The 19,846-nt window shown below is 50.8% G+C and carries 19 protein-coding genes and 1 riboswitch; of the genes, 3 read left to right on the plus strand and 16 right to left on the minus strand.

From position 1 onward, the window contains the following. Positions 1 to 185 precede the first annotated feature (185 nt). The 11 genes from G614_RS33425 to G614_RS0121370 form a co-directional block, all read right to left on the minus strand. Positions 186 to 308 carry a hypothetical protein gene (locus G614_RS33425; RefSeq protein WP_278246010.1) on the minus strand — a complete coding sequence of 41 codons (123 nt, stop codon included), beginning with the start codon at positions 306 to 308 and terminating at the stop codon, positions 186 to 188. Between the two features lie 18 nt (positions 309 to 326). After that, complete coding sequence (locus tag G614_RS0121325; protein WP_027643560.1) at positions 327 to 533, minus strand: DUF378 domain-containing protein; 207 nt, start codon at positions 531 to 533, stop codon at positions 327 to 329. A gap of 118 nt (positions 534 to 651) precedes the next feature. Then, positions 652 to 3,492 carry a translation factor GTPase family protein gene (locus G614_RS0121330; RefSeq protein ID WP_027643561.1) on the minus strand — a complete coding sequence of 947 codons (2,841 nt, stop codon included), beginning with the start codon at positions 3,490 to 3,492 and terminating at the stop codon, positions 652 to 654. Then, on the minus strand, positions 3,486 to 5,498 hold the full coding sequence (locus G614_RS0121335; protein WP_027643562.1) for a molybdopterin-containing oxidoreductase family protein: 2,013 nt from the start codon (positions 5,496 to 5,498) through the stop codon (positions 3,486 to 3,488). The genes G614_RS0121330 and G614_RS0121335 overlap by 7 nt, the downstream gene beginning before the upstream one ends. Positions 5,499 to 5,673: 175 nt before the next feature. Next, positions 5,674 to 6,618, minus strand: coding sequence for a cation diffusion facilitator family transporter (locus tag G614_RS0121340; protein ID WP_027643563.1), 945 nt, complete (start codon positions 6,616 to 6,618; stop codon positions 5,674 to 5,676). A gap of 91 nt (positions 6,619 to 6,709) precedes the next feature. Beyond that, positions 6,710 to 6,800, minus strand: a riboswitch (NiCo riboswitch). 109 nt (positions 6,801 to 6,909) lie between these two features. Next, a complete protein-coding gene (locus G614_RS0121345; RefSeq protein ID WP_027643564.1) occupies positions 6,910 to 7,896 on the minus strand; it encodes a diaminopimelate dehydrogenase in 987 nt (328 codons plus the stop codon). Positions 7,897 to 8,011: 115 nt separating this feature from the next. After that, on the minus strand, positions 8,012 to 9,709 hold the full coding sequence (locus G614_RS0121350; RefSeq protein WP_027643565.1) for a hypothetical protein: 1,698 nt from the start codon (positions 9,707 to 9,709) through the stop codon (positions 8,012 to 8,014). Between the two features lie 12 nt (positions 9,710 to 9,721). Further along, complete coding sequence (locus tag G614_RS31475; protein ID WP_242828174.1) at positions 9,722 to 9,832, minus strand: inositol monophosphatase family protein; 111 nt, start codon at positions 9,830 to 9,832, stop codon at positions 9,722 to 9,724. 49 nt (positions 9,833 to 9,881) lie between these two features. Then, positions 9,882 to 11,051, minus strand: coding sequence for a glycosyl hydrolase family 18 protein (locus G614_RS0121360; protein WP_027643566.1), 1,170 nt, complete (start codon positions 11,049 to 11,051; stop codon positions 9,882 to 9,884). Positions 11,052 to 11,103: 52 nt separating this feature from the next. Continuing rightward, the gene (locus G614_RS0121365; RefSeq protein WP_027643567.1) at positions 11,104 to 12,459 is read right to left on the minus strand and encodes an MATE family efflux transporter; all 1,356 of its coding nucleotides are present in this window, start codon (positions 12,457 to 12,459) and stop codon (positions 11,104 to 11,106) included. Continuing rightward, a complete protein-coding gene (locus G614_RS0121370; protein ID WP_022201629.1) occupies positions 12,440 to 12,886 on the minus strand; it encodes a MarR family winged helix-turn-helix transcriptional regulator in 447 nt (148 codons plus the stop codon). The genes G614_RS0121365 and G614_RS0121370 overlap by 20 nt, the downstream gene beginning before the upstream one ends. Before the next feature lie 383 nt (positions 12,887 to 13,269). Between G614_RS0121370 and G614_RS0121380 the strand changes: the two genes are divergently transcribed. The 3 genes from G614_RS0121380 (at position 13,270) to G614_RS0121390 (ending at position 15,238) form a co-directional block, all read left to right on the plus strand. Beyond that, positions 13,270 to 13,629 (plus strand): hypothetical protein, encoded by a 360-nt coding sequence (locus tag G614_RS0121380; protein ID WP_027643569.1) that lies wholly within the window; start codon positions 13,270 to 13,272, stop codon positions 13,627 to 13,629. 179 nt (positions 13,630 to 13,808) lie between these two features. Beyond that, positions 13,809 to 14,387 carry a TetR/AcrR family transcriptional regulator gene (locus tag G614_RS0121385; protein WP_027643570.1) on the plus strand — a complete coding sequence of 193 codons (579 nt, stop codon included), beginning with the start codon at positions 13,809 to 13,811 and terminating at the stop codon, positions 14,385 to 14,387. 26 nt (positions 14,388 to 14,413) lie between these two features. After that, positions 14,414 to 15,238 carry an MBL fold metallo-hydrolase gene (locus G614_RS0121390; RefSeq protein WP_022201638.1) on the plus strand — a complete coding sequence of 275 codons (825 nt, stop codon included), beginning with the start codon at positions 14,414 to 14,416 and terminating at the stop codon, positions 15,236 to 15,238. A gap of 172 nt (positions 15,239 to 15,410) precedes the next feature. Here the strand turns inward: G614_RS0121390 and iadA are convergent, their stop codons facing one another. From iadA to G614_RS0121415, 5 genes are all read right to left on the minus strand, one after another. Then, a complete protein-coding gene (iadA, locus tag G614_RS0121395; RefSeq protein ID WP_027643571.1) occupies positions 15,411 to 16,568 on the minus strand; it encodes a beta-aspartyl-peptidase in 1,158 nt (385 codons plus the stop codon). 924 nt (positions 16,569 to 17,492) lie between these two features. Next, positions 17,493 to 17,939, minus strand: a complete 447-nt coding sequence (locus G614_RS0121400; RefSeq protein ID WP_027643572.1) for a DUF4624 family lipoprotein — start codon at positions 17,937 to 17,939, stop codon at positions 17,493 to 17,495. A gap of 33 nt (positions 17,940 to 17,972) precedes the next feature. Further along, complete coding sequence (locus G614_RS0121405; RefSeq protein ID WP_027643573.1) at positions 17,973 to 18,773, minus strand: helix-turn-helix domain-containing protein; 801 nt, start codon at positions 18,771 to 18,773, stop codon at positions 17,973 to 17,975. A gap of 51 nt (positions 18,774 to 18,824) precedes the next feature. Continuing rightward, a complete protein-coding gene (locus G614_RS0121410; RefSeq protein WP_027643574.1) occupies positions 18,825 to 19,199 on the minus strand; it encodes a hypothetical protein in 375 nt (124 codons plus the stop codon). A 285-nt stretch (positions 19,200 to 19,484) separates the two neighbouring features. Then, positions 19,485 to 19,846, minus strand: a 362-nt coding sequence (locus tag G614_RS0121415; RefSeq protein ID WP_027643575.1) for a transposase, incomplete at its 5' end; no start/stop codon positions are given.

A 19,846-nucleotide genomic window follows, 5' to 3' on the forward strand; every position in this document is an offset into this window, starting at 1 on the left:
CCTGTTCTAAACCACCGTCTGTTTTCTATACCCTCCTTTGGCAGAATCATTAGTTTACATAACTTCGTTTCAGCAAGGACTTTCCTATAATACAAAAAAGCGCCCGGTCACCCGGGCATCCCACATCTCACATTTCCTATTTTCCAAATGTCACAAACCGATTATCCCTTAGCATCTTCACAAATTTAGCCAGCCGGGACGGATGCAAATATATCCGGCAGCGGGTCTGAGCCGATGACATGGCTGGCGGATGCATACAGCACATCATCCAGCTCATTGCTGGAGCCAAGAAAAAGACAGGACTCCATGGCCCTGCCTTGTTCTTTTTATGCCTCTCTGCCTGAATGTGAGTAAAATGTAATCAGATACAGACCACACAATCCCACCAGCGCATAGATTATCCTGGTCACCCAGGAGGCTGTTCCGAAAATCCATGAAACCAGGTTGAAATTAAAGAATCCTACCAGCCCCCAGTTCACAGCCCCAATCAGGGCGATTGTAAGAGCGGTATAATCCAATACCTTATTACCCATTGCATGCTACCTCCTTGTCATGAGCATTTCGTGCCTGTCTTTCAGACACATATGCAGCTTGCTGTACGCTGGTAGTATGTACCGGTTTGTGGAATTCCATACATTTTTTGCTTTTTTATCACGATTCCTGTTTCCTGGCAGATGACGGCGCTTCTGCCAGTCTGTCCTGATTGTCCTCCCCGGCTGCCTCTCTCATCTGCCGCATTACCTCCTCCGGAAGTATATCGTACAGACGGTTCCGCTTCAGCTGCGGCTGTTCCAGATATTCTTCCCTCAGTATACTGTTTACCCGGTCCAGTTCCTCCTTCAGTTCCCTGGCTGATATAAGGCGGCATCCCTGGCCCAGGATAATGACCTGTTCCACTCCGTCCGAGGTTGCCACGGACACGTCAAACCTGCGTGCATTTTCATGGGCAAACTTCTCTATATACTGGTCCGCTGTCTCGGCCTCCTTTGTGTATACCACCTGGATATTGTGGTATTCGGAAACCTCCGTGGCATGGCCCGCCACACGGTAGGCATCAAATACCACCATCAGGCAGCATTTGCGTATGGCCTGATAGTTGCAGAGCAAATCCATAAGCCGGCCTCTTGCCCCGTCCAGATTGTCCTGGGCCAGCTCCCGCAGTTCCTCCCAGGCAAAGATAATATTGTAACCGTCCACCAGCAGATATTCCTGTCTGGCCTCCTTTTTCTGGCGGGCAGCTTCCCCCTGAGTCCCGTAGGTGCGTGTCACCGGAGCACTGTAGCTGCCGGCAGGCCTGCTTCCCCGGCGCTTTTGCGGATATCCCCTGCGGGCCGAGGATTTATCCCGGCTGTTGGCATAAAAAGTGCGCTCCAGTATGGCGTCAATCTCATCCGTGCCCAGCCAGGTTTCCCCGGATTCCCCCTGTCCGGCAGAGGATTTGCCCGGATTCCTGAAGGAAGAAGGATTCCCCTCGTTCTCCATTCCTTCCCCATCCGGGGATTCCATAACCAGACCGCTGTCCACGTGCATATACTCCTTCACCTGGTCCCAGCTAACCACAAATCCGGCCCCATGGGCACAGAACACGGAACCTGTGGGATTTTCCGCATCTCTCTCCGGGTCATAGGCGGTCTGCTCGATTATCTCCTGGCTGTTATGGCATGGCTCATATCCTTTGATCGTACATGCCAGTCTCCCGTGGCCCCTGGTGTAGGACATGACTTCTGCCTGATACCCCTGCATGGCGGCAACCGGCGCTTTTCCCACAAGAACAGCCTGTCCCTGTCTGTTTTCCTCGATGGCACAGGTTCCGCACCGCTTCTCAATATCGGTCATGGCCCTTCCGATGTATGCCTCCGGCACCTCCAGCCGGAAGGAATACCACGGTTCCAGCAGGATACAGGACGCCTCCATGAGCCCCTGGCGCAGGGCCCGGTAAGTGGCCTGCCTGAAATCCCCGCCCTCCGTGTGCTTGTTATGGGCCCTGCCCGCCACAAGGGTGATTTTCATATCTGTTATGGCTGCTCCGGTCAGAACGCCCCGGTGCACCTTCTCTTCCAGGTGGGTCAGCACCAGGCGCTGCCAGTTCCTGTCCAGGTCATCCTCGCTGCATCTGGTCTCAAGCTGAAGCCCGCTTCCTCTTTCTCCCGGTTCCATCAGCAGATGGACTTCCGCATAATGGCGCAGAGGCTCAAAATGCCCCACGCCTTCCACGGGGCCTGCAATGGTTTCCTTATACACGATGTTCCCTGTGCCGAATTCAACCTGAATGCCGTAGCGCTCTTCAATCAGGCTCTTTAACACTTCTATCTGCACTTCTCCCATAAGCTGCATGGATATCTCTTTCAGTTCCTCATTCCATACCACCCGCAGCATTGGGTCTTCCTCCTCCAGCTGGCGGAATTTTGGCAGCATCACAGCCCCGTCGCAGCCCTCCGGCAGTTTTACCTGGTAATTCAGCACCGGCTCCAGCACCGGGAACATGGAGTCCTGCCCTGCCCCCAGTCCCTGTCCCGGATAGGTCCTGGTAAGGCCGGAAACTGCACATATGGTTCCTGCCTCTGCCTCAGGCACCGCTTCGTACCGGTCCCCGGAATAGACGCGAATCTGGTTTACCTTTTCCTGCCATACCTCGGATGGTTTTTCCGTATTTCCATTGGAAATAATTCCCTTTACCTTAAGGCTTCCTCCTGTAATCTTAAGGTGGGTCAGACGGTTTCCCTGGTCGTCCCTGGAAATCTTGTATACCCTGGCTTCAAACTCCTCCGGATATTCCGGCGCAGAAGCCCACCTGCGGATTCCGTTCAGCAGTTCCTCCACCCCAGTCAGTTTAAGGGCGGAACCAAAGAAACAGGGGAACAGCTTTCGTTCCCGAATCAGGCGGCGTATGTCATCCTCCTCCACATCCCCGGTCTCCAGATAATGTTCCAGCAGATTCTCATCGCACATGGCAACGTGTTCCATGAATTCCTCTGTCCCTGCCCCGGCAAAATCCACACACCCATCGTCCAGACGTTTCTGCAGTTCCTTCATCCGCTGGTCCCGGTCCGTGCCAGGCTGGTCCATTTTATTGACAAAGAGGAATACAGGTATCCTGTATTTAGCCAGCAGACGCCACAGGGTTATGGTATGGCTTTGTATGCCGTCCGCACCGCTTATGACCAGAATGGCATAATCCAGCACCTGAAGCGTCCTCTCCATTTCCGCGGAAAAATCCACGTGGCCCGGCGTATCCAGCAGCGTCAAGGGCTGGCCCTCCCATGTCAGAGCCGCCTGCTTTGAGAAAATAGTGATGCCCCTGGCCCTCTCAAGGGCATAGGTATCCAGAAAGGCGTCTTTATTGTCCACCCTCCCCATTTTCCGTATGCTTCCCGCCAGATACAGAAGCGCTTCCGATAATGTAGTTTTACCGGCATCCACATGGGCCAGAATTCCAAGTACCATTGATTTCATATCCTGTCTCTCTTCCTGCTGTCTTATCTCACTTAACATGGCCGTACATCCACCGTATTGTCGTTAAGGGTGGTGGCTGCTCCTATATCGGACAGCCGTTCATGGTGGAGGGCGTTGACCAGAAGCCCGCCTTTTGTGAAGGTCCTGTCGTAAACACCCTCGGCCGCGGCCGTTCCTTCCGCCACCATAGGCGTTATTTTCGCGGTAAACTCCACCTCTGCCAGCTCATTGAAGGCTATAACGGGGCTGCCGTCCGCGATTTTTCTTGCCGCCGCATCTCTTGGATGGAGCATCAGCGCCATGAGACCCCGGCCTGACTTTAAGTCCTTCCTGTCCATAAAGACCGAATTTAACGTATACGCGCTGGGCACTGCCACCAGCCTAAGTGGATAGGTCCCCCCATGGCTCTTAACATACCTGGGCATGGCCTCCTCCATGTTTTCATTATAAATCATCATTTTACCGGAAGGCGTCCTGAAGCTTCCATGGTCTGCAAAGGCTGTGGATATGACTCCCCCGTCCCTTAATATGCGCCATTCCTCCTCTGAGATACGGGATAACCCCTCCATGGGATGGGCCAGAAGCTCCTCAAACATTTCTTCCTCTGTCCTCTTAAAGTATTCCTCCTCGTATCCCATGGCCTGGGCCAGCAGGCGGAAGGTATTCCAATTGCTCTTACTCTGCCCGGACGGCTCGATGATTTTTCTGGCTGTCCCAAAGGTACAGTATCCGTACGCCGTATACACATCTGTCTGTTCCACGGAAAATGCGGCGGGCAGAAGGATGTCCGCATACATGGCCGTATCTGTCATGAACCGCTCATGGACCACCGTGAACAAATCAGGGCGCAAAAGGCCCTCCAGGATTCCCTTCTGACAGCAGACAGAGGCCACCGGATTGCCTCCATAGACGTAAAAGCTGCGTATGGGCTTATCTCCCCTGCTTCCTGAAAGGGCGGAGGCAATCTCATTGATATTCACCTTGCGCCCCGGTTTCTTCCTGAAATCCGGCCTGGTGACCAGCCGGTTGTCCACATAAGGACCCGCCCCAGGATTACAGCCGCACAAACCGCCGCCCGGACGCCCCCAAGCGCCTGTATAAGCAGACAAAATAGTGATGAGCCGTGTGGTCATTCCCCCGTTGCCATAGCGGGAGGGACCGCTTCCCAGAATGATGGCCGGAGCCGGAGCTGAGGCGTATTCCCTTGCCAGACCCGCAATCACCTCTGCTGGGATTCCTGTCTCCTCTTCCGCCCAGGCAGAGGTATATGGGGCAAGGGTTTTCCTGAATGCCTCATACCCTTTTGCCTGGCAGGTAAGGAAATCCCTGTCTGCCAGGTTTTCTTCCTCCATCACATGCATCATTGCCAATGCCAGGGCTCCGTCCGTGCCCGGACGAATCAGAATGGTCTGGTCACAGTATGCTTCCATATCTGCCGCACAGGATTCTATGAGCACCACCCGCTTTCCCTGTCTGCGTGCCTGGATCAGCGCCGGCATGGACTGAAGCCTGGTAGCCTTCATATTGCTTCCCCACACCAGATAGAAACTGCTGTCCGAAAGCTCCCTTGGGTCCAGACAGCCGGTCTGGCCCATGACCGCCTCATAGCCTGCTCCCTTTGCTGAAGAACAGAGTGTCCTGACCAGGTCACAGGCCCCCATCCGATTGAAAAAGGCATCCCCGCATTTACGCTGCAGGACACTCATGACCCCTGAATAATTCATGGGCAGGATGGCATCTGCGCCGTCTTCCTCCAGGATGCGGCTCCACCTGCCGGCAATCTCCTTTACCGCCGCATCCCAGGTCATGGGTTCAAACCTTCCCTCTCCCTTGGCACCCACCCGTTTCATGGGGGTGATGATACGCTCAGGTGAATGGATGGACTGCTCATAGTGCTGCATCTTCCTGCATATCAGCCCCTTTGCAGCCGGATGGTCCGGGTCGCCTTTCACACCCAAGATTCGGATTCCGTCTGTTTCTGCCAAAAGTCCGCAGGATGTGGGACAGTCGTAGGGACAGATTGTTTTTCTTATATATGATGCCATCTTATGTCACTCCCTCTATAGCTGCGCCCAGTGCATAACCACGGCCTGGCATAATGCGGCTTGGTATGGTCCGGCGGAATCCGTTTGGCCTTGCATAGTCCGGGCCTGGTCCTACCTGAAATCCGGGCGCTGTTATCTGATATTAAGTATAGCCAGCAATCGCTTTTCCGTCAAACTAATTTTCCTTTCCCTCCAGGCCCGTGCTGCCTTCGGGACTCACCTGTACCGAACAGTGTTTGACCTGGGGAAATCTTGCTTCTATGGTATCGTGGACTTCCTTTGCGATTCCGAATGCCTGCTCCAGCATAAGACTTTTGTCTGCTTCAATCTCCAGGTCCACATATACCCTGGAACCGAAAAGCCTGGTCTTCATGGAGCCCACCCGTTCCACTCCCCGGGTATCCAGCACCACCTGCTCTATGGACCTGACCGTTTCCTCGTCACACGCCTTATCCACCATCTTATCCATGGAATCCCTGAACACATCCAGGGCGGCCTTGACTATGAAGATGCAGATGATGAAGCTGGCCAGCGGGTCCATGACCGGCACTCCCATCCTGGCGCTCAGAATACCGATAAAAGCGCCCACTGAGGACAGTGCATCGCTGCGGTGGTGCCATGCGTCTGCCATCAGTGCCCCTGATTTTAATTTCCTGGCCGCAGCCCTGGTATACCAGAACATCCATTCCTTTACCACTATGGATATGACCGCGGCCCCCAAAGCCAGCATTCCCGGAACAGCCCTGACCTTTTCCGGCCCGGAACCAATGGTTTCCACAGCGCTCACCCCGATGGCGATTCCTGTAGCAAATAATACCGCTGACAGCAACAGAGCCGCCACGCATTCCATCCGCTCATGGCCATAGGGATGTTCCTTGTCTGACTTTCTGGAGGCCATGGTGATTCCTGCCATGACAATCAGCGTGCTGAACACATCCGAGGCTGAATGGACCCCATCCGATATCATGGCACCGGAATGGGCCAGGATGCCCGCACCTACCTTGAATACAGAGAGTACTAGGTTGACGGCAATGCTGACACAGGATACCTGCATGGCCAGACCCGTACCATGACTTCTTATCTTTTTTTCTGAAGCATTCTGCTCATTACCTTCTCCCATCGGTTATCTCCTCCCATATATATGACAATCACCGAATCTGCCATCCTGCCCCCAAAGCAGAAAAAACGTCTGTGGGGCAATGTAAGTATACCACTGTCCCACAGACGTTACTGTCTGCTGCCGCTGCCCGCGGCCCGGCTCCCAAGGCAGTAAGCGCCTCCGGCCTGCTCAGTTTGTACTGTAAATTAGATATGCAGCGCAAAGAGTGTCTTTCTACAGACTGATATGAAGGTCTGTTACTGATAGGATATGAGGAATGGTTCTGTTTGGTGCGGCGTTTTCAAACACGCTCTAAAGCAAATGCTTTCTAAGCTCTGCCCCATCCGCCGCGCTCAGATAAGCCGGCGCAATATCGAACACGGTCTTGCAACCGGACTGCCCTTCCCTGCTCAGGCGGTATGCGGCCCTGGCATAGGCCACAATAACGGATGCAGTGAATTCCGGGTTGGAATCCAGCTTTAGGCTGTATTCAATCACATGGCCGTTCTCATCATTCCATCCGGTGCTGCCGGTGCGGATAACAAAACCGCCATGGGGAATTCCGGCATGGTCACGCATCAGTTCTTCCTGGCTGATAAAGTGCACCGTGGTGTCATAATCAGCAAAATAGTTTGGCATGGTGACGATGGCTTCCTCGATGGCCTTTAAATCAGCGCCTTCCTCCGCCACCACAAAGCATTCCCTGGTGTGTTTTTCCCTGGTAGTGAGCTCCGGCGCTTTTTTGCTTCTCACAGCCGTAAGGGCATCCTCCACCGGAATGGTATACTGCCTTGCATCCTTCACGCCTTTGATTCTGCGGATTGCATCGGAATGGCCCTGGCTCACGCCCTTGCCCCAGAAGGTATAGTCACTGCCGTCCGGCAGGATGGCATTGGCATAGAGCCTGTTGAGGGAGAACATGCCCGGATCCCAGCCAACGGATATGATTCCCACATGGCCGCTTTCCTTTGCAGCCCTGTCCACTGCCTCAAAATGCTGGTGGATATTGGCATGGGTGTCAAAGCTGTCTATCACATTGAAATACGCTGCCATTTCCGGGGTCTGGCCTGGAAGATCTGTGGCGCTCCCTCCGCAGAGTATCATCACGTCAATCTCATCCTTCATGGACAAGGCTTCCTCTGCCCGGTAAACCTTTGTCCCCTCTGTCAATATGCTGAGGCTGTCAGGACTCCTTCTGGTAAACACTGCTTTCAGCTCCATGTCAGGATTGTGCTTAATGGCACACTCCACACCCTTTCCAAGGTTTCCATAGCCTAAGATTCCAACTCTGATTGCCATATTTTTATTCTCCTTTGTAACGTAATAGTGTGGGTTTTTGGTTTTTGTAAATTATACTACAGCCTTCTTTCCTTGGCAAATCATTTTTTTATCACTATAAATTGCAGACGTGCGCTTACCTGCGCTTTTTCCTGTAGAGATAGACAGCTCCGCAGCCAATAACCGCAACGGCCAAGACAGCGCCTGCATACCACTTTAATCCGGATGTGCCGGAATCTTCCCGGTCCTGCATTTCCTCCTGTGACGGGTCCTGCTCCGTGTCCATGACTTCGTTCTCTTCCTCGGATAGACCGGCTGTGTCCGCCTCCGGCCCACCAGCTGCTGTTTCATTTACAGACTCACTGTCTCCATCCTTATCATGGCAGCTGCGGGCCTGCGAAGGAGTTGCCTCCTTAAGCAGATTCTCTGCTGCCTGTCCTTCAGCCGTTCCCCCGTTTTGAGTATCGGGGTTGGAATACGGCGTATAGGATTCCCTTCTGCGCCCTCCCCTGACTCTTACCGGCGCCTCAGGCGCGTCGGACTCCTCCTCCGTACCAGACTGGGTGTGGGAAGAATTTGCCCCGGACGAACTGCCGTATCCCCTATATCCGCCAAAATTGCTGCCGTAGCTTCCTCCGTATCCGCTGCCATAGCCATAGCTGTCCCCGCCGTACACAAAGGTAAGACCCTGGCCAACAGACTCCGGTATGGCTATCTTTACCTTATCCGTCTCATAGCTTCCGCCGGGCCACTCAATCCTGGCCTTCACATAAAAGGAACTGTCCCCTGACTGGAACCTGTATATGAGATAACCGTCCTCCACAATGCTTGTATTCAGCGTGTTTCCGGTCTCCTTCAGGAAATTTTCGTACTCCACAGTCTCCTGTCCGCTCTGTGACGATGCGGCTGTCACCTTGTTCTTTTCCTTTTTCCAGGAATGTCCGTTTTCACTGCGCAGTATGTATAGGGCATTGATATCGGAAGGCACGTTCTTGAATTCCAGCCTGGCGGAACCGCTGCCATCAGCTCCTATATTCAAAAGGACTGCCTCTGTCAACTGGGGTTGTGTGCCGCCATATTCCGGGTTGGTCTGGCTCTCACCGGGAGGAACCGGCTCCGGCGGGTCTATGCGCTCGTCACGGATGTCGGTTTTCTTAAATCCCTTAAAGTCCTTGCCTTCCTCCCATACCAGCGTTCCCTGATTTCTCAGGATAATGGCCGGTTCATCCGACGCATCCCTCTGTATCTGTCCCCGTTTCAGTGTCAGGCACCCTTCACCCTCAACCGATATCAGGCTTTTTGTTCCCGTTATGACCAGATTGGGGTTATCAATGACAACGCCTGACTGGGTCAGGTTTTTAGGTGCCAGGATTTTTATGGGTCCCTCAGGTATCCTTATTTCAATAGGGCTGATATTCTGCTGACCGTCAGGAAGCCCCAGGGTAACAGGTTTGGTAATTACCAGGTTCTTTGGCAGGACTCCTATGCTGTTTCCTCCCGTTAAACGGCCGTCGTACCATTGCCTCAGCTGGTCTTCATTGGCAATGTTCACCAGTACCTCCCCTGTCCCCGGAGATGTATCAGCCTTGGAGTCACACACATCGGCAAAGGCTGTGAAAGCAGTAAATCCTGTCATATTCAGCATATCCGTTATGCCCGGTGCACCCAGCGCACCCGCTGCATCCGTCACGCCTGCGACATCCCTCACCCCCGGCCCCACGCACGTTCCGTTTATTCCGCTCAACCCGCATAGCAGCCACACCACGGCGGCCAGCCCCGCAGTCATCCTTCCTTTCTTCTTCCCTCTTCTCTTTCCCCCCGTGTCTCTGTCCATTCTTTTCATCCTTCAAGTTCCTTCCCTTCCCCCTGCCTCCTCTATCAGCAGCATACCGGCCGCAAAATCCCATGGATTCAGATAACGCTTGAAATATGCGTCCAGCCCCTTAATCCGAGACATATTTCACTTAATGGCCTGCTACAGAAGGATTATACCACAGAAACAGCTTTTATGACATATCTTCATACTCCATAAGAGGCCAATCCCGCTCAATGTAAAACATATCATCCATCAGCAGCCAGTTGGCCCTGAAAAACCGCATGAGCTGCCAATAACCGGCCCCATACAGATTGAACTCCTTAATAAGGTCAAACTTTGCCCTCATGCTCCTTGCATCCTCATACCATACCTCGTGCTGGATACCGTACTGCCAGTACCGGAAATAGGGCGACATGGCAGTTTCATCAAACCGGATATCCACTCCAAAGTCAACTGCCAGCTTCACCGCCTCCAGGGTTCCCAGGGACCTGGCCCTGGTTACTCCCCGTTCAAAAGGAAGGGGCCAGTCATAGCCGTAGTTAGGGATTCCCAGAATGATTTTCTCAGGCGGAATCTCGCTCACTGCATATTCCACTACCTTTCTCACCATATTGATGGGGGCCACAGCCATGGGAGGCCCCTGACTGTATCCCCACTCGTAGGTCATCAGCATGACATGGTTAGCTGCCTCCCCCAGCAGCCGGTAATCAATACCCTCATAGAGAAGCCCCCTCTGCTGAGCCGAAGTCTTAGGCGCAAGGGCCACCGTAACCGTATAGCCGAAGATGTTAAGGACCCGGGTAGCCCGGCGCACAAAATCAGCATACTCCACCCGGTCTTCTGCCAGCACATACTCAAAGTCAATGTCCAGGCCCTCGTATCCCTTTTCCTGCATCGTACGTCCCAGCTCCCAGATAAGACGCTGCTGGTTTTCCTGGCTTCTCACCAGGGCTGATACCAGATTATTGTTAAAGCGCCCGTCCTCTCCCAGGGGCGTCAGAGTAAGTACCGGGCGGACGCCCCATTGCAGCGCCTTTTCTATCATCCATGTGTCATCCTCCATGGGAAGAACCAGATTTCCGTTCTCTGTAAAACCATAGGAAAATACATTGATGGCGCTCAGATAAGGCAGGGTTTCCTCCAATACCCCACTGTCAATGAAGGGGTATGCATAACCGCTGGAAAACAGTGGCCTTCGTCCCTCCCCAGTCTCCCCGTCAGAAATATAAAGAGCCTGGCCAACGGCCAGGCGGTATGGGTATTCTATCTGATTTGCCCAAACAAGGGTCTCTACGGGAATCCCCTGTGAATCTGCGATGGAGTCAACACTGTCTCCCTGTTTCACTACATATATTTTCATGCATTTCATTCCTCAACCTGAATTTATACAATATATGCAGCACAGTCAATCTTTAATCCACCAGTCTCTTTGCCATCCACTTCCCGCTCCTTACGCGCAGGAAGGAGAACAACGCGCCGATAGCCCATCCTGTAGGTATGGACCACCATATGGCGCTGGAACCGATAAAATGCGCCAGCAGGTAGGCAATGGCCACGCGGGAGAACAGGTTTACCACGGAGCTGAGCATAAACGCCCCCATATCTCCGGCTCCCCGCAGCAGACCGTTGCTTACAAACAGGGCTCCCATCAGTATGTAGAACACGGATACGGTCTTCATGTAACTGAGTCCGTAGCTCATGGCGCTTCCCTCAGACCCCTGTTTCAGGAAAAGTCCCAGAAGCTGCGGCCCGAACAGGAAAATGATACTGGTAATGATAAGTGAAAATATCACCACCATGAACATGCTGGCCTTGTATCCCTGCTTCACACGGTCCATTTTCCTGGCTCCAATGTTCTGGGCCGCATAGCTGGACATAGCATTGGAAAAGTTCATATTGGGCATCATGGCCAGGGTATCAATCTTAGTGGCAGCCGTGTAACCGGCCACAAACACCTTTCCGTAGGAATTTACCAGCCCCTGCATCAGCATCATGCTGACGGAGACAATGGACTGCTGGAGCATGGAAGGCACGCCCACCTTGGCAATACGCTCAGCTGAGGACATGTCGAAAAAGGTAAACGCCTTTCCTCTGGCTTCTTCCTCATTCTCCATCTTCCTCAGGCGGGCAATCAATACAAAAAAGGAAAATACAGCACACATTCCCTGGGAAATAAGGGTTGCCCAGGCCACACCTGCCACACCCATGTTGAATTTAATGACAAACAGCAGGTCCAGGACAATATTGGTCAGGGCGGATACTATGAGGAACTTAAGAGGTGTCTGGCTGTCTCCCAATGCATTGTAGATACCATTCAGTGAATTATACAGGAACAGGAATACGGCTCCCCCGAAATATATCCTCAGATAGGCAAGGGAGTCAGCCATGATATCCGGGTCCGTTCCCAGAAGAGACAGCAGAGGTCCCGCGATGATTTCCCCGATTCCCATGATAATAAGTCCGATGACCCCCAGCGATATGAGGGCCGTTGAAACAGTTATCTTCATTTCAAGTATCTTACCTGCCCCGAAGAACTGGGAAATAACCACGGTACATCCCATGGACAGGCCCGCCGCAATGGCTACGGACAAAAAGACCACAGGGAAGGATGAGCCAACGGCTGCCAGGGCATCCTCCCCCACAAAACGTCCCACCACCATGGAATCCACCATGTTGTAGAGCTGCTGGAACAGATTGCCCACTACCATGGGCATTGCAAAGAAAAACAGCAATTTAAGAGGTTTTCCCTCAGTCAGATTGTTTACCATATGTACATTCTCCTACTCTGTGTTTATATTCAATTGCATTTTCAGCAATCCGCCGCAGATAATCCTGCTGCTGCCTGCGCTCTTCCTCTGTGAATCCCGAAAAACAAATCTCGTCCCATCTGCCGGATATGCGGTGTATCTCTTCCAGGACCTGATTTCCCCTGCAGGTGAGACTTACAAACTTCTGCCTTTTATTCTTCTCGTTGATAAGACGCCGCACCAGTCCCTTTTCCTCCAGCACAGACAGATTTCTGGCAATCCTGCCCTTGTCCAGGTCAAAATGTGCGCCGATATCCTCCTGGGTACACTGGTTGTCCTGAAGAAACATGATGATTTTCCCCTCCAGGGGCTGCAGTCCAAACTGCTCCAACTCCCTCCGGATAAACCAGAGCTCACAGCGCCGGTATATTCCCGTATATTGATTCATTCCGTTCTCCCTGCTATTTCTATTGTATTATACAACTGTTGCATCAGTCAACTATTATACACAGCATCCACGGATTTGTCAACCTGCGGCTTATATCCCGGAACTATCATTCCCGGAACTTTCCCTGAGCTGTCCCAAAGCTGTCCCAAAACTATCCGCGCCCGTCTGATGCAGCAGGCATCCAATGCTCTTTCCTCAGAACTTCTGAACATGAAATTTTTGCGGTGATTCCCCATTGCAGGAATCATTGTCTGAACTGTTACAAAAGAGCGGTCCTGATATATAGGACAAACCTATAGGACAAACCATATGTTTAAATTGCAAATGTCGGACATTTATGGTAAAATATAGGTAAATTTCAGAAGAAAGCGGGGCTATCAATTATGGATAAAGAAGTATTAAGTTTCATCGTTGAAAAAACACACGAATTAATGAATGCAGCATCATGCAGCAAAGAGGCAAAGGCATCAGCCCAGACCTGGCTGGATGCAGTTGGCACTGAGAACGAGGCCGCAGCAACAAAAACATACATTGCTGAGCTGGAAGCAGACATCATGCCGGTTGACGGCCTGATTGGTTTTGCTGAATCCGATATGTGCGCCCAGGTCTTCGGGGCAGACAAGGCCAAGGACGTGGCAGCCCATGCAAAGGAACTCAAGGCCGCAGGGGCAAAATACTGTGATTGTCCTGCCTGCGCAGCCGCAGAGGCAATTCTTGAAAAGAAGGATGACATTCTTAAATAAGAATATCGTTTCAGACATGCAGTATATCAAAAGAGCATCCGGAAGAAATGACGGATACTCTTTTTTTGGCTTCGCGGCGATGCAGGAATTTCCTCATTGACTTTCCGACGCATGTGTCGTATATTAAAAACAGACACGAGTGTCGGAAATAGGCAGGATAAAAGGCAGGTGGTAGGCCCATGGGCAAAAAAGGGGACAAAACAAAGGCAGCCATACGGAAAGCGGCACTGGTTTTATTTGTCCAAAAGGGATTTAAGGATGTTACAATGAAAGATATCTGTGAGGCAGCAGGACTTAGCCGCGGCGGATTATATACGCACTACGGGAGTACCGGTCAGGTATTTGCTGACATCATAAATGAACTTATGTCGGGCCTTGAAAGCCAGGTTGCTGAAAAGATGGAATGGGACCTGCCGGCAGCCCTCATATTGGATGAATTATTAGAGCGTTACCAGTCCGAGATGCTTGACAGGAGCGGTTCGTTAGGACTTGCTTTCTATGAGTATTACAGCGGCATGCCATTATCAGAGGACAACGCCATGCTGAAGCAGTATTACATTTCAAAGACAATGCTTTGCAGCCTGATTAAATACGGCATTGACAAAGGCGAGTTTAAGCAGGCCAATGTAAACGCGGTTGCGGATTTGCTGCTATTCTCTTATCAGGGCGTACGGATGCTGAGCAGTATCATGCCGCTGGACGACGATAATATACCAAAGGGCATGATCAGCGAAATCAGGGCGATGTTAGTAAAATAAAAAATGACGCCAGGAGGTGAACACGGATGAAGTTGAAGATTGTAGGAAGCGGCGGAATGTTTCTAATTCCCAATCCTTTTTGTAAATGCTCTGTCTGCCAGGAGGCCAGAATAAAACGAGGCCGGTATGAGCGCCTAGGGCCGAGTCTTTATATTGAGGACATCGGAATGCTCATTGATACGCCGGAGGACATTGCAGTTGCCTGTGACAGGCAGGGTATATCCAGGATTGAATATCTTTCCATCTCCCACAAGGATCCTGACCATACGCGAGGCATGCGTATCGTGGAGCCTTTGGGTTACAACTGCATTGCCGGCAAAGGAACACCCATACAATTCATAGCAATGCCTGAGGTTATAGACGATATCAATGCCTGGAACGGCGATGGACTGTACTACTATCAGAATATTCTGAACTGCATTTCAATTAACAGGACGAACTATGCTAAAATCGGAACGATAGAATTACACCTGGTAAATAACAAAACCCATCGCGGCAATATGACATTTTATGTTATATCAGACGGCTCCAAAAAGGCTGTTTACGCCTGCTGCGATGTGAAGCCATTTGTCCCCAATCAATTGTATTATGATGCGGATGTTTTAATAATCGGGCTTGTTTCCGACGACGGCATACTTAAAGACGGGTCAAAACTTGATTCCGCACCTTTCAGAGACGATATGTTCACCTTGGATGAGATGATGGAGATCAAGCGCGCATACAGGATAAAGCGCATTATCATTACTCACATTGATGAGTATTGGGGCAAATCCTATGCTTACTACCGGGAATTTGAAAAAAAACTGGACAATGTATCATTTGCCTATGACGGCATGGAAATTGTCTTATAGCCATCCCAGGTCTGGCAGAAGCCGGCCAAAACCTCCCTGCCTCTTTTTTTCTTGCCGCATGGGGCAGGTGGGAACGGAAAATACATATAAAAATCACGTGTGCCCCTGTCTGGGCTGCATAAGTAAGCCCGGCCATGAATCCGTACCCTGCCGCAGTCAAAGACCAACTTCCCTATTCTTCAAACGTCCCCTTCATAATAACCTCTTTATTCCACACAGACTTCCTGCCCCCGGCCATGACGTGGAGGATATCCATGGAATCATCGTACACCACAAAGTCAGCGTCCGCACCTTCTGCCACGGTTCCCTTGACTCCAGTCAGTCCCAGCACCCTGGCAGGGTTCTTAGTCAGGAGATTCAGCACCTTTTCCAGGCTGGCTCCCCGTTCGCACACCAGCACCTTCAGCTGTTCGTGCAGGCATTTGGGTGATGCATAGGTGAGGCCGATGCATTCCATCTTGTCATTGAACCTGGGCGCGCTTCCGTATGCATCGCTGGACATGGTCATGTTAAGACACTCTGGGTCCTGCTTAAGATAGCTCAGAATCTGGTCCGCCGTCTCCTCTAACTCCTCCCTTGTAAGTCCTGCCGTCATATCAATGGTTCCGCCCCGCTTCACAAATTCCAGGCCCTGTTCGAACAGCTCCCGGGTGCGTCCCATATGGGTTGGAAGGAATTTCTGAATGGGCACATCGCTGTTGTCGATTGCATAGAACAGAGGATCCAGCTTGGCCTTACCGCTTCCCATATGGATGGTCACATAGCCGCAGCACCCGGAGAGCATGCCGGCCCTTCGGGCCTGGGTTGCCAGTGAAATCAGCTGCTCCCCTGTCAGATTGGAGCCTCTGTGGTCGCTCATGGCGATTTTAACGCCCACCATCAGGTCAATAAGAGCTATATCCCGCTCCACGCTCCCTGTGATGGTGGGGGACGGGTATCCGTATGCTCCGGTGAGTATACGGCAGGTGATTCCCTCTTCATTGAAAGCCCTTGCCTTTGCCAGAAGGTTCTCCAGGCTTCTGGTTATCCCGTCTGTGCCCAGGAGTCCCACCACCGTGGTAATGCCGTTTCGGACCAGCACGCTGAGGCTTGCCTCCGGCACCCTGGTGGCGGGTCCGCTCTCGCCGCCTCCGCCTGTTATGTGGACATGGATATCCATGTATCCCGGCGTCAGGATGTGCCCGCCCAGGTCCACCTTCTCCACCTCCTCTATCTGGTCATATTCGTCTATATGGTCCGCTATCCTGGCTATCCGGCTTCCTTCTATCAGGATATCCTTCCTCCCCAGATGCTCCGGCGCATATATATCTCCCTGTTTCAAAACTTTCATGGATTCATTTCCTCTCTTTCAGCAAAATCATTACAGCTCAGCCGTAATATACATGTGCCTATTATATAATCAATATGAAAAAAAAGAAAGTGCCTGTTGATGGTTACAGACACTTTCCAAAACGGAACTGCTGACAAAATAAAGAAGAGTCTGCCATTGTTTATCAAATAGCAATCTCTTGAATTAGACTTTATTTGTAGTTTACATCCCAAGTTAGGTCGGTTTACAAGGAACTACACGCAGACCACGAAACGGGGGCTGCTGACAACAAATAAAGGCTGAGTATCAATCACCGGGAAAGTGCGAGATATTCAGCCTGTTTTGTTGTTCGGGGTTTCCAAAGGGGCTTGCCCCTTGGCACACGACTTTGCTTGCAAAGTGTAGTGTGTTATACGCTCTGTCGGCGTTGCCGTGAAAATGCCGTTGCCGCCGGGGAGGGCAAGGGCATTTGAAGCGGCAGGAAAACAGGGCTGTGATTGCGTGGCGTGAAGCCGCAAGCGCAGGACTGGTTTCATCAGCAGACAGGGCGTATATGAAAGCCCCCGTCCCTCGTCCTACGCTCCGTCTTGTGGACAAAGTGTCCCGAAGTGTGGCTACACTCCCGAAAAAATAGCAGGACAGCGGGTAACTGTCAAGGCTGAAATAAACGGGCTTACACCCGGCCTTGACTGTCGTCCGTTGTCCCGCTAAATGGGTGAACAAGGCGGCCACTCCCTCAAAGTGCTTGGCCGCTCTCTTTCTGATTTTGGAGCGTTTCCTTTCCCAAAATTGAAATGGGCGGGAAACCATTTTAGGGCTTTCCCGCCTTGATTACCTTTTAGCAAAGACGGACGGGGCTGTCAACGGCGGCGCATTTCAATGCGCTGTTCATCTTGACCGTTGACTGGCTCGGCTGGCTTTGCTATTTCCCGATAGATTAGGGAACTATTTGAGTGGCGTTTCACGTTCTTGAACATAATTATTTTCAAAGCTAATAGAAATGATTGCATTTTTTATTCCTGTCCCTGTAAAACAGACGGCGTATTCATCATCTTTTTTTAGATTGTCCAGTGAAATGGAAAAAGTAGTTAATTCAACTGTTCCATTCCATGTATTACTCCATAAAACCTCACTTGTTTTATTGTTCTTGATTTCTAAAATTCCAATTTCGCCATCCATTTCTAATTCGCATTTTGCTGTTACATTCTCTAAATCTTTTGATACACAAAATAACTTTTCATTGATAAATGGCTCTGTATCATCATAGTTTTCATTTAATTGCATTTCAATTTTTACGCTGTCTGCGGTATTAGCATTGGCTATGGAGTTTTTACATGATGTTAAGGCTACCATGCTAACAAGTACAATACATAAAACAAGAATTTTCTTCATAAATACCTCCGCATACTTTGGTTTTCTGCTCTGTTATTTTCTCCCCCGCTGTGGGTTTGGATTTTTTAGCAAGTCTGATTTCTCCGCAATCTTTTTCAGCCACTTCTTTTCGTCCTCTGACAGCTTCTTCAAATTCAATTTAAGCCGTTTACAGATAAAGGCCAAAGACGCTTGCTCCGGGTCGCCGTCCTCGCTGGTGGCTTCGTCTGCGGCCTGTAAAAATCCTTTCAGCGGATTGTCCTCCGGGACGCTGAAAAAATCGTCCTTGTGGGTTTCCCGCAAGTCAAAGGCTATCTTGTTTATGTCCTGCTGTATCACATAGCGACAAAAGCTGTCCTCGTCAATGTGGGCGGTGATTAACTGCCTTAACTGCGGGTCAGTCAAGCCGGGATTGTACCGTTTCATAATGGTTGCGCTCATAGCGTCCACAATGGCGTTTGCACCCTGCACCTGCTTTGTCGCTACGCCGTTCACATAGATTTCAAGGTCGGCCATGAGCCGGGGAAAATCCGGGTGCGCCGCCAGTTCACACAAGAGGGAATTGTCAATCAATCCGCTTTTCAATAGCGCAATCATATCATCACTCAAACACAGGTCGGCAAGATCGGCGTTTGGGTGATTTTTTGTTTCGGACAGCCCCAACAGGTAGTCAGCGGTCACGCCGTAAAACTTTGCCAGCTTGATAAGGGCATAGTGGCTGATGTCCTTAAAATCGTCCGCTTCATAACTGCCCAACGCAGACTTAGATAGGTGCGTCTGCTCCGCAAGCTGTTCCAGTGTCAATCCACGCTCCACACGCAAGTCTTTTAGACGTTCCTGTATGGATAGTTCCATGCTCCCCCTCCTCGCATTATAAACTGATATTTGCTGATTTGTTCCAGTAAATCACTCCGCACTTTCTACTACGAATTTTGCGCTTCCCTTTGTTTTTTCTCCTGTTACTGTTACTGTATATGTTCCGCTTTCTTCTACCTCAACATCAAAGTCTACTGAAAAGAAAATGCCTTCACTTTCGGCGATAGGTTCATCGTCATTTTTCTGAATTTTATATGATAACTGACCGTCCTCAATTACAATTTCCGTATGAATGGTATCCCCAGCTTCAACAACTAAATCTTGAGAATCAGTAGTATTAAACGCTGTATATTCCATAATTAGTTGCTTGTCATTTCCTGTTCTGCTTCCATTGAAGTCTGACGAACAGGCTGTCAGTGATGTAATAAGAAATATAACACTAAAAATAGTTATAATTTTTTTCATTGTTTTCTCCTCAAATCGTTAAGGAAAGAATCGAAGGTGGTGCAAACGAAAAAGCAGCTTTGATATTTCGATAACTGCCCTTTCGTTTGCATCAGTTTCGATTTTTCCTGGTTGAACAAAGGCGCGTCCGGGTAGCCGTTATATATGGACTTTCAATTTCCCCAGCCTTTTAGCGAAGTATACTGCATATGGATGCATGGCAGCCAGATTCGGCGTCCGGTGTCATGTTTATGGCATCAGAAATAAGCCTCCAAAGGAAGCTTAAAAAATATTCAGTTGCCTTTTTTAACATAGAAGATGCGGTTCTGGCATTGTACAAGGCTGCCCTGCCGGTAAAGGAATGATCCTTCCGCCGCAGGAAGAACACCTGCAGATATCCTTATTGTAAAGCAGCCGGATCATGGCAGGGGCATCCAGATCTTTCAGCCTTGCGATATACTTTCTACAGCCGAGGAGATTCCGGCACAAGGTGATCTTCTTATTCTTGTTCCGGGATGACAGCAGGCCATAGTGGCGTATCCGGACAAAACGCTTTGGCGGGACATGCATCAGAAATCTGCGGATAAACTCCTCACCGGAAACCGTAATCTCCTCCCACTGGCCCTGGTTTTTATAATCTTTTGCAGTAAATGTGACCATAGAATCCG

The sequence above is a fragment of the [Clostridium] clostridioforme AGR2157 genome (assembly GCF_000424325.1).
GTDB classification, from domain to species: Bacteria; Bacillota; Clostridia; order Lachnospirales; family Lachnospiraceae; genus Enterocloster; species Enterocloster clostridioformis_A.

Excerpts from the sequence above, each read along its gene's own strand:
- G614_RS0121335 (WP_027643562.1), bottom strand. The coding sequence starts at position 5,498 with ATGGCATCATATATAAGAAAAACAATCTGTCCCTACGACTGTCCCACA.
- G614_RS0121405 (WP_027643573.1), bottom strand. The coding sequence starts at position 18,773 with ATGGAACTATCCATACAGGAACGTCTAAAAGACTTGCGTGTGGAGCGT.
- G614_RS0121365 (WP_027643567.1), bottom strand. The coding sequence starts at position 12,459 with ATGGTAAACAATCTGACTGAGGGAAAACCTCTTAAATTGCTGTTTTTC.
- G614_RS33425 (WP_278246010.1), bottom strand. The coding sequence starts at position 308 with ATGGAGTCCTGTCTTTTTCTTGGCTCCAGCAATGAGCTGGATGATGTG.
- G614_RS0121330 (WP_027643561.1), bottom strand. The coding sequence starts at position 3,492 with ATGTTAAGTGAGATAAGACAGCAGGAAGAGAGACAGGATATGAAATCA.
- G614_RS0121325 (WP_027643560.1), bottom strand. The coding sequence starts at position 533 with ATGGGTAATAAGGTATTGGATTATACCGCTCTTACAATCGCCCTGATT.
- G614_RS0121370 (WP_022201629.1), bottom strand. The coding sequence starts at position 12,886 with ATGAATCAATATACGGGAATATACCGGCGCTGTGAGCTCTGGTTTATC.
- G614_RS0121410 (WP_027643574.1), bottom strand. The coding sequence starts at position 19,199 with ATGAAAAAAATTATAACTATTTTTAGTGTTATATTTCTTATTACATCA.
- G614_RS0121360 (WP_027643566.1), bottom strand. The coding sequence starts at position 11,051 with ATGAAAATATATGTAGTGAAACAGGGAGACAGTGTTGACTCCATCGCA.
- G614_RS0121350 (WP_027643565.1), bottom strand. The coding sequence starts at position 9,709 with ATGGACAGAGACACGGGGGGAAAGAGAAGAGGGAAGAAGAAAGGAAGG.
- G614_RS0121340 (WP_027643563.1), bottom strand. The coding sequence starts at position 6,618 with ATGGGAGAAGGTAATGAGCAGAATGCTTCAGAAAAAAAGATAAGAAGT.
- G614_RS31475 (WP_242828174.1), bottom strand. The coding sequence starts at position 9,832 with ATGTCTCGGATTAAGGGGCTGGACGCATATTTCAAGCGTTATCTGAAT.
- G614_RS0121390 (WP_022201638.1), top strand. The coding sequence starts at position 14,414 with ATGAAGTTGAAGATTGTAGGAAGCGGCGGAATGTTTCTAATTCCCAAT.
- G614_RS0121385 (WP_027643570.1), top strand. The coding sequence starts at position 13,809 with ATGGGCAAAAAAGGGGACAAAACAAAGGCAGCCATACGGAAAGCGGCA.
- iadA (WP_027643571.1), bottom strand. The coding sequence starts at position 16,568 with ATGAAAGTTTTGAAACAGGGAGATATATATGCGCCGGAGCATCTGGGG.
- G614_RS0121345 (WP_027643564.1), bottom strand. The coding sequence starts at position 7,896 with ATGGCAATCAGAGTTGGAATCTTAGGCTATGGAAACCTTGGAAAGGGT.
- G614_RS0121400 (WP_027643572.1), bottom strand. The coding sequence starts at position 17,939 with ATGAAGAAAATTCTTGTTTTATGTATTGTACTTGTTAGCATGGTAGCC.
- G614_RS0121380 (WP_027643569.1), top strand. The coding sequence starts at position 13,270 with ATGGATAAAGAAGTATTAAGTTTCATCGTTGAAAAAACACACGAATTA.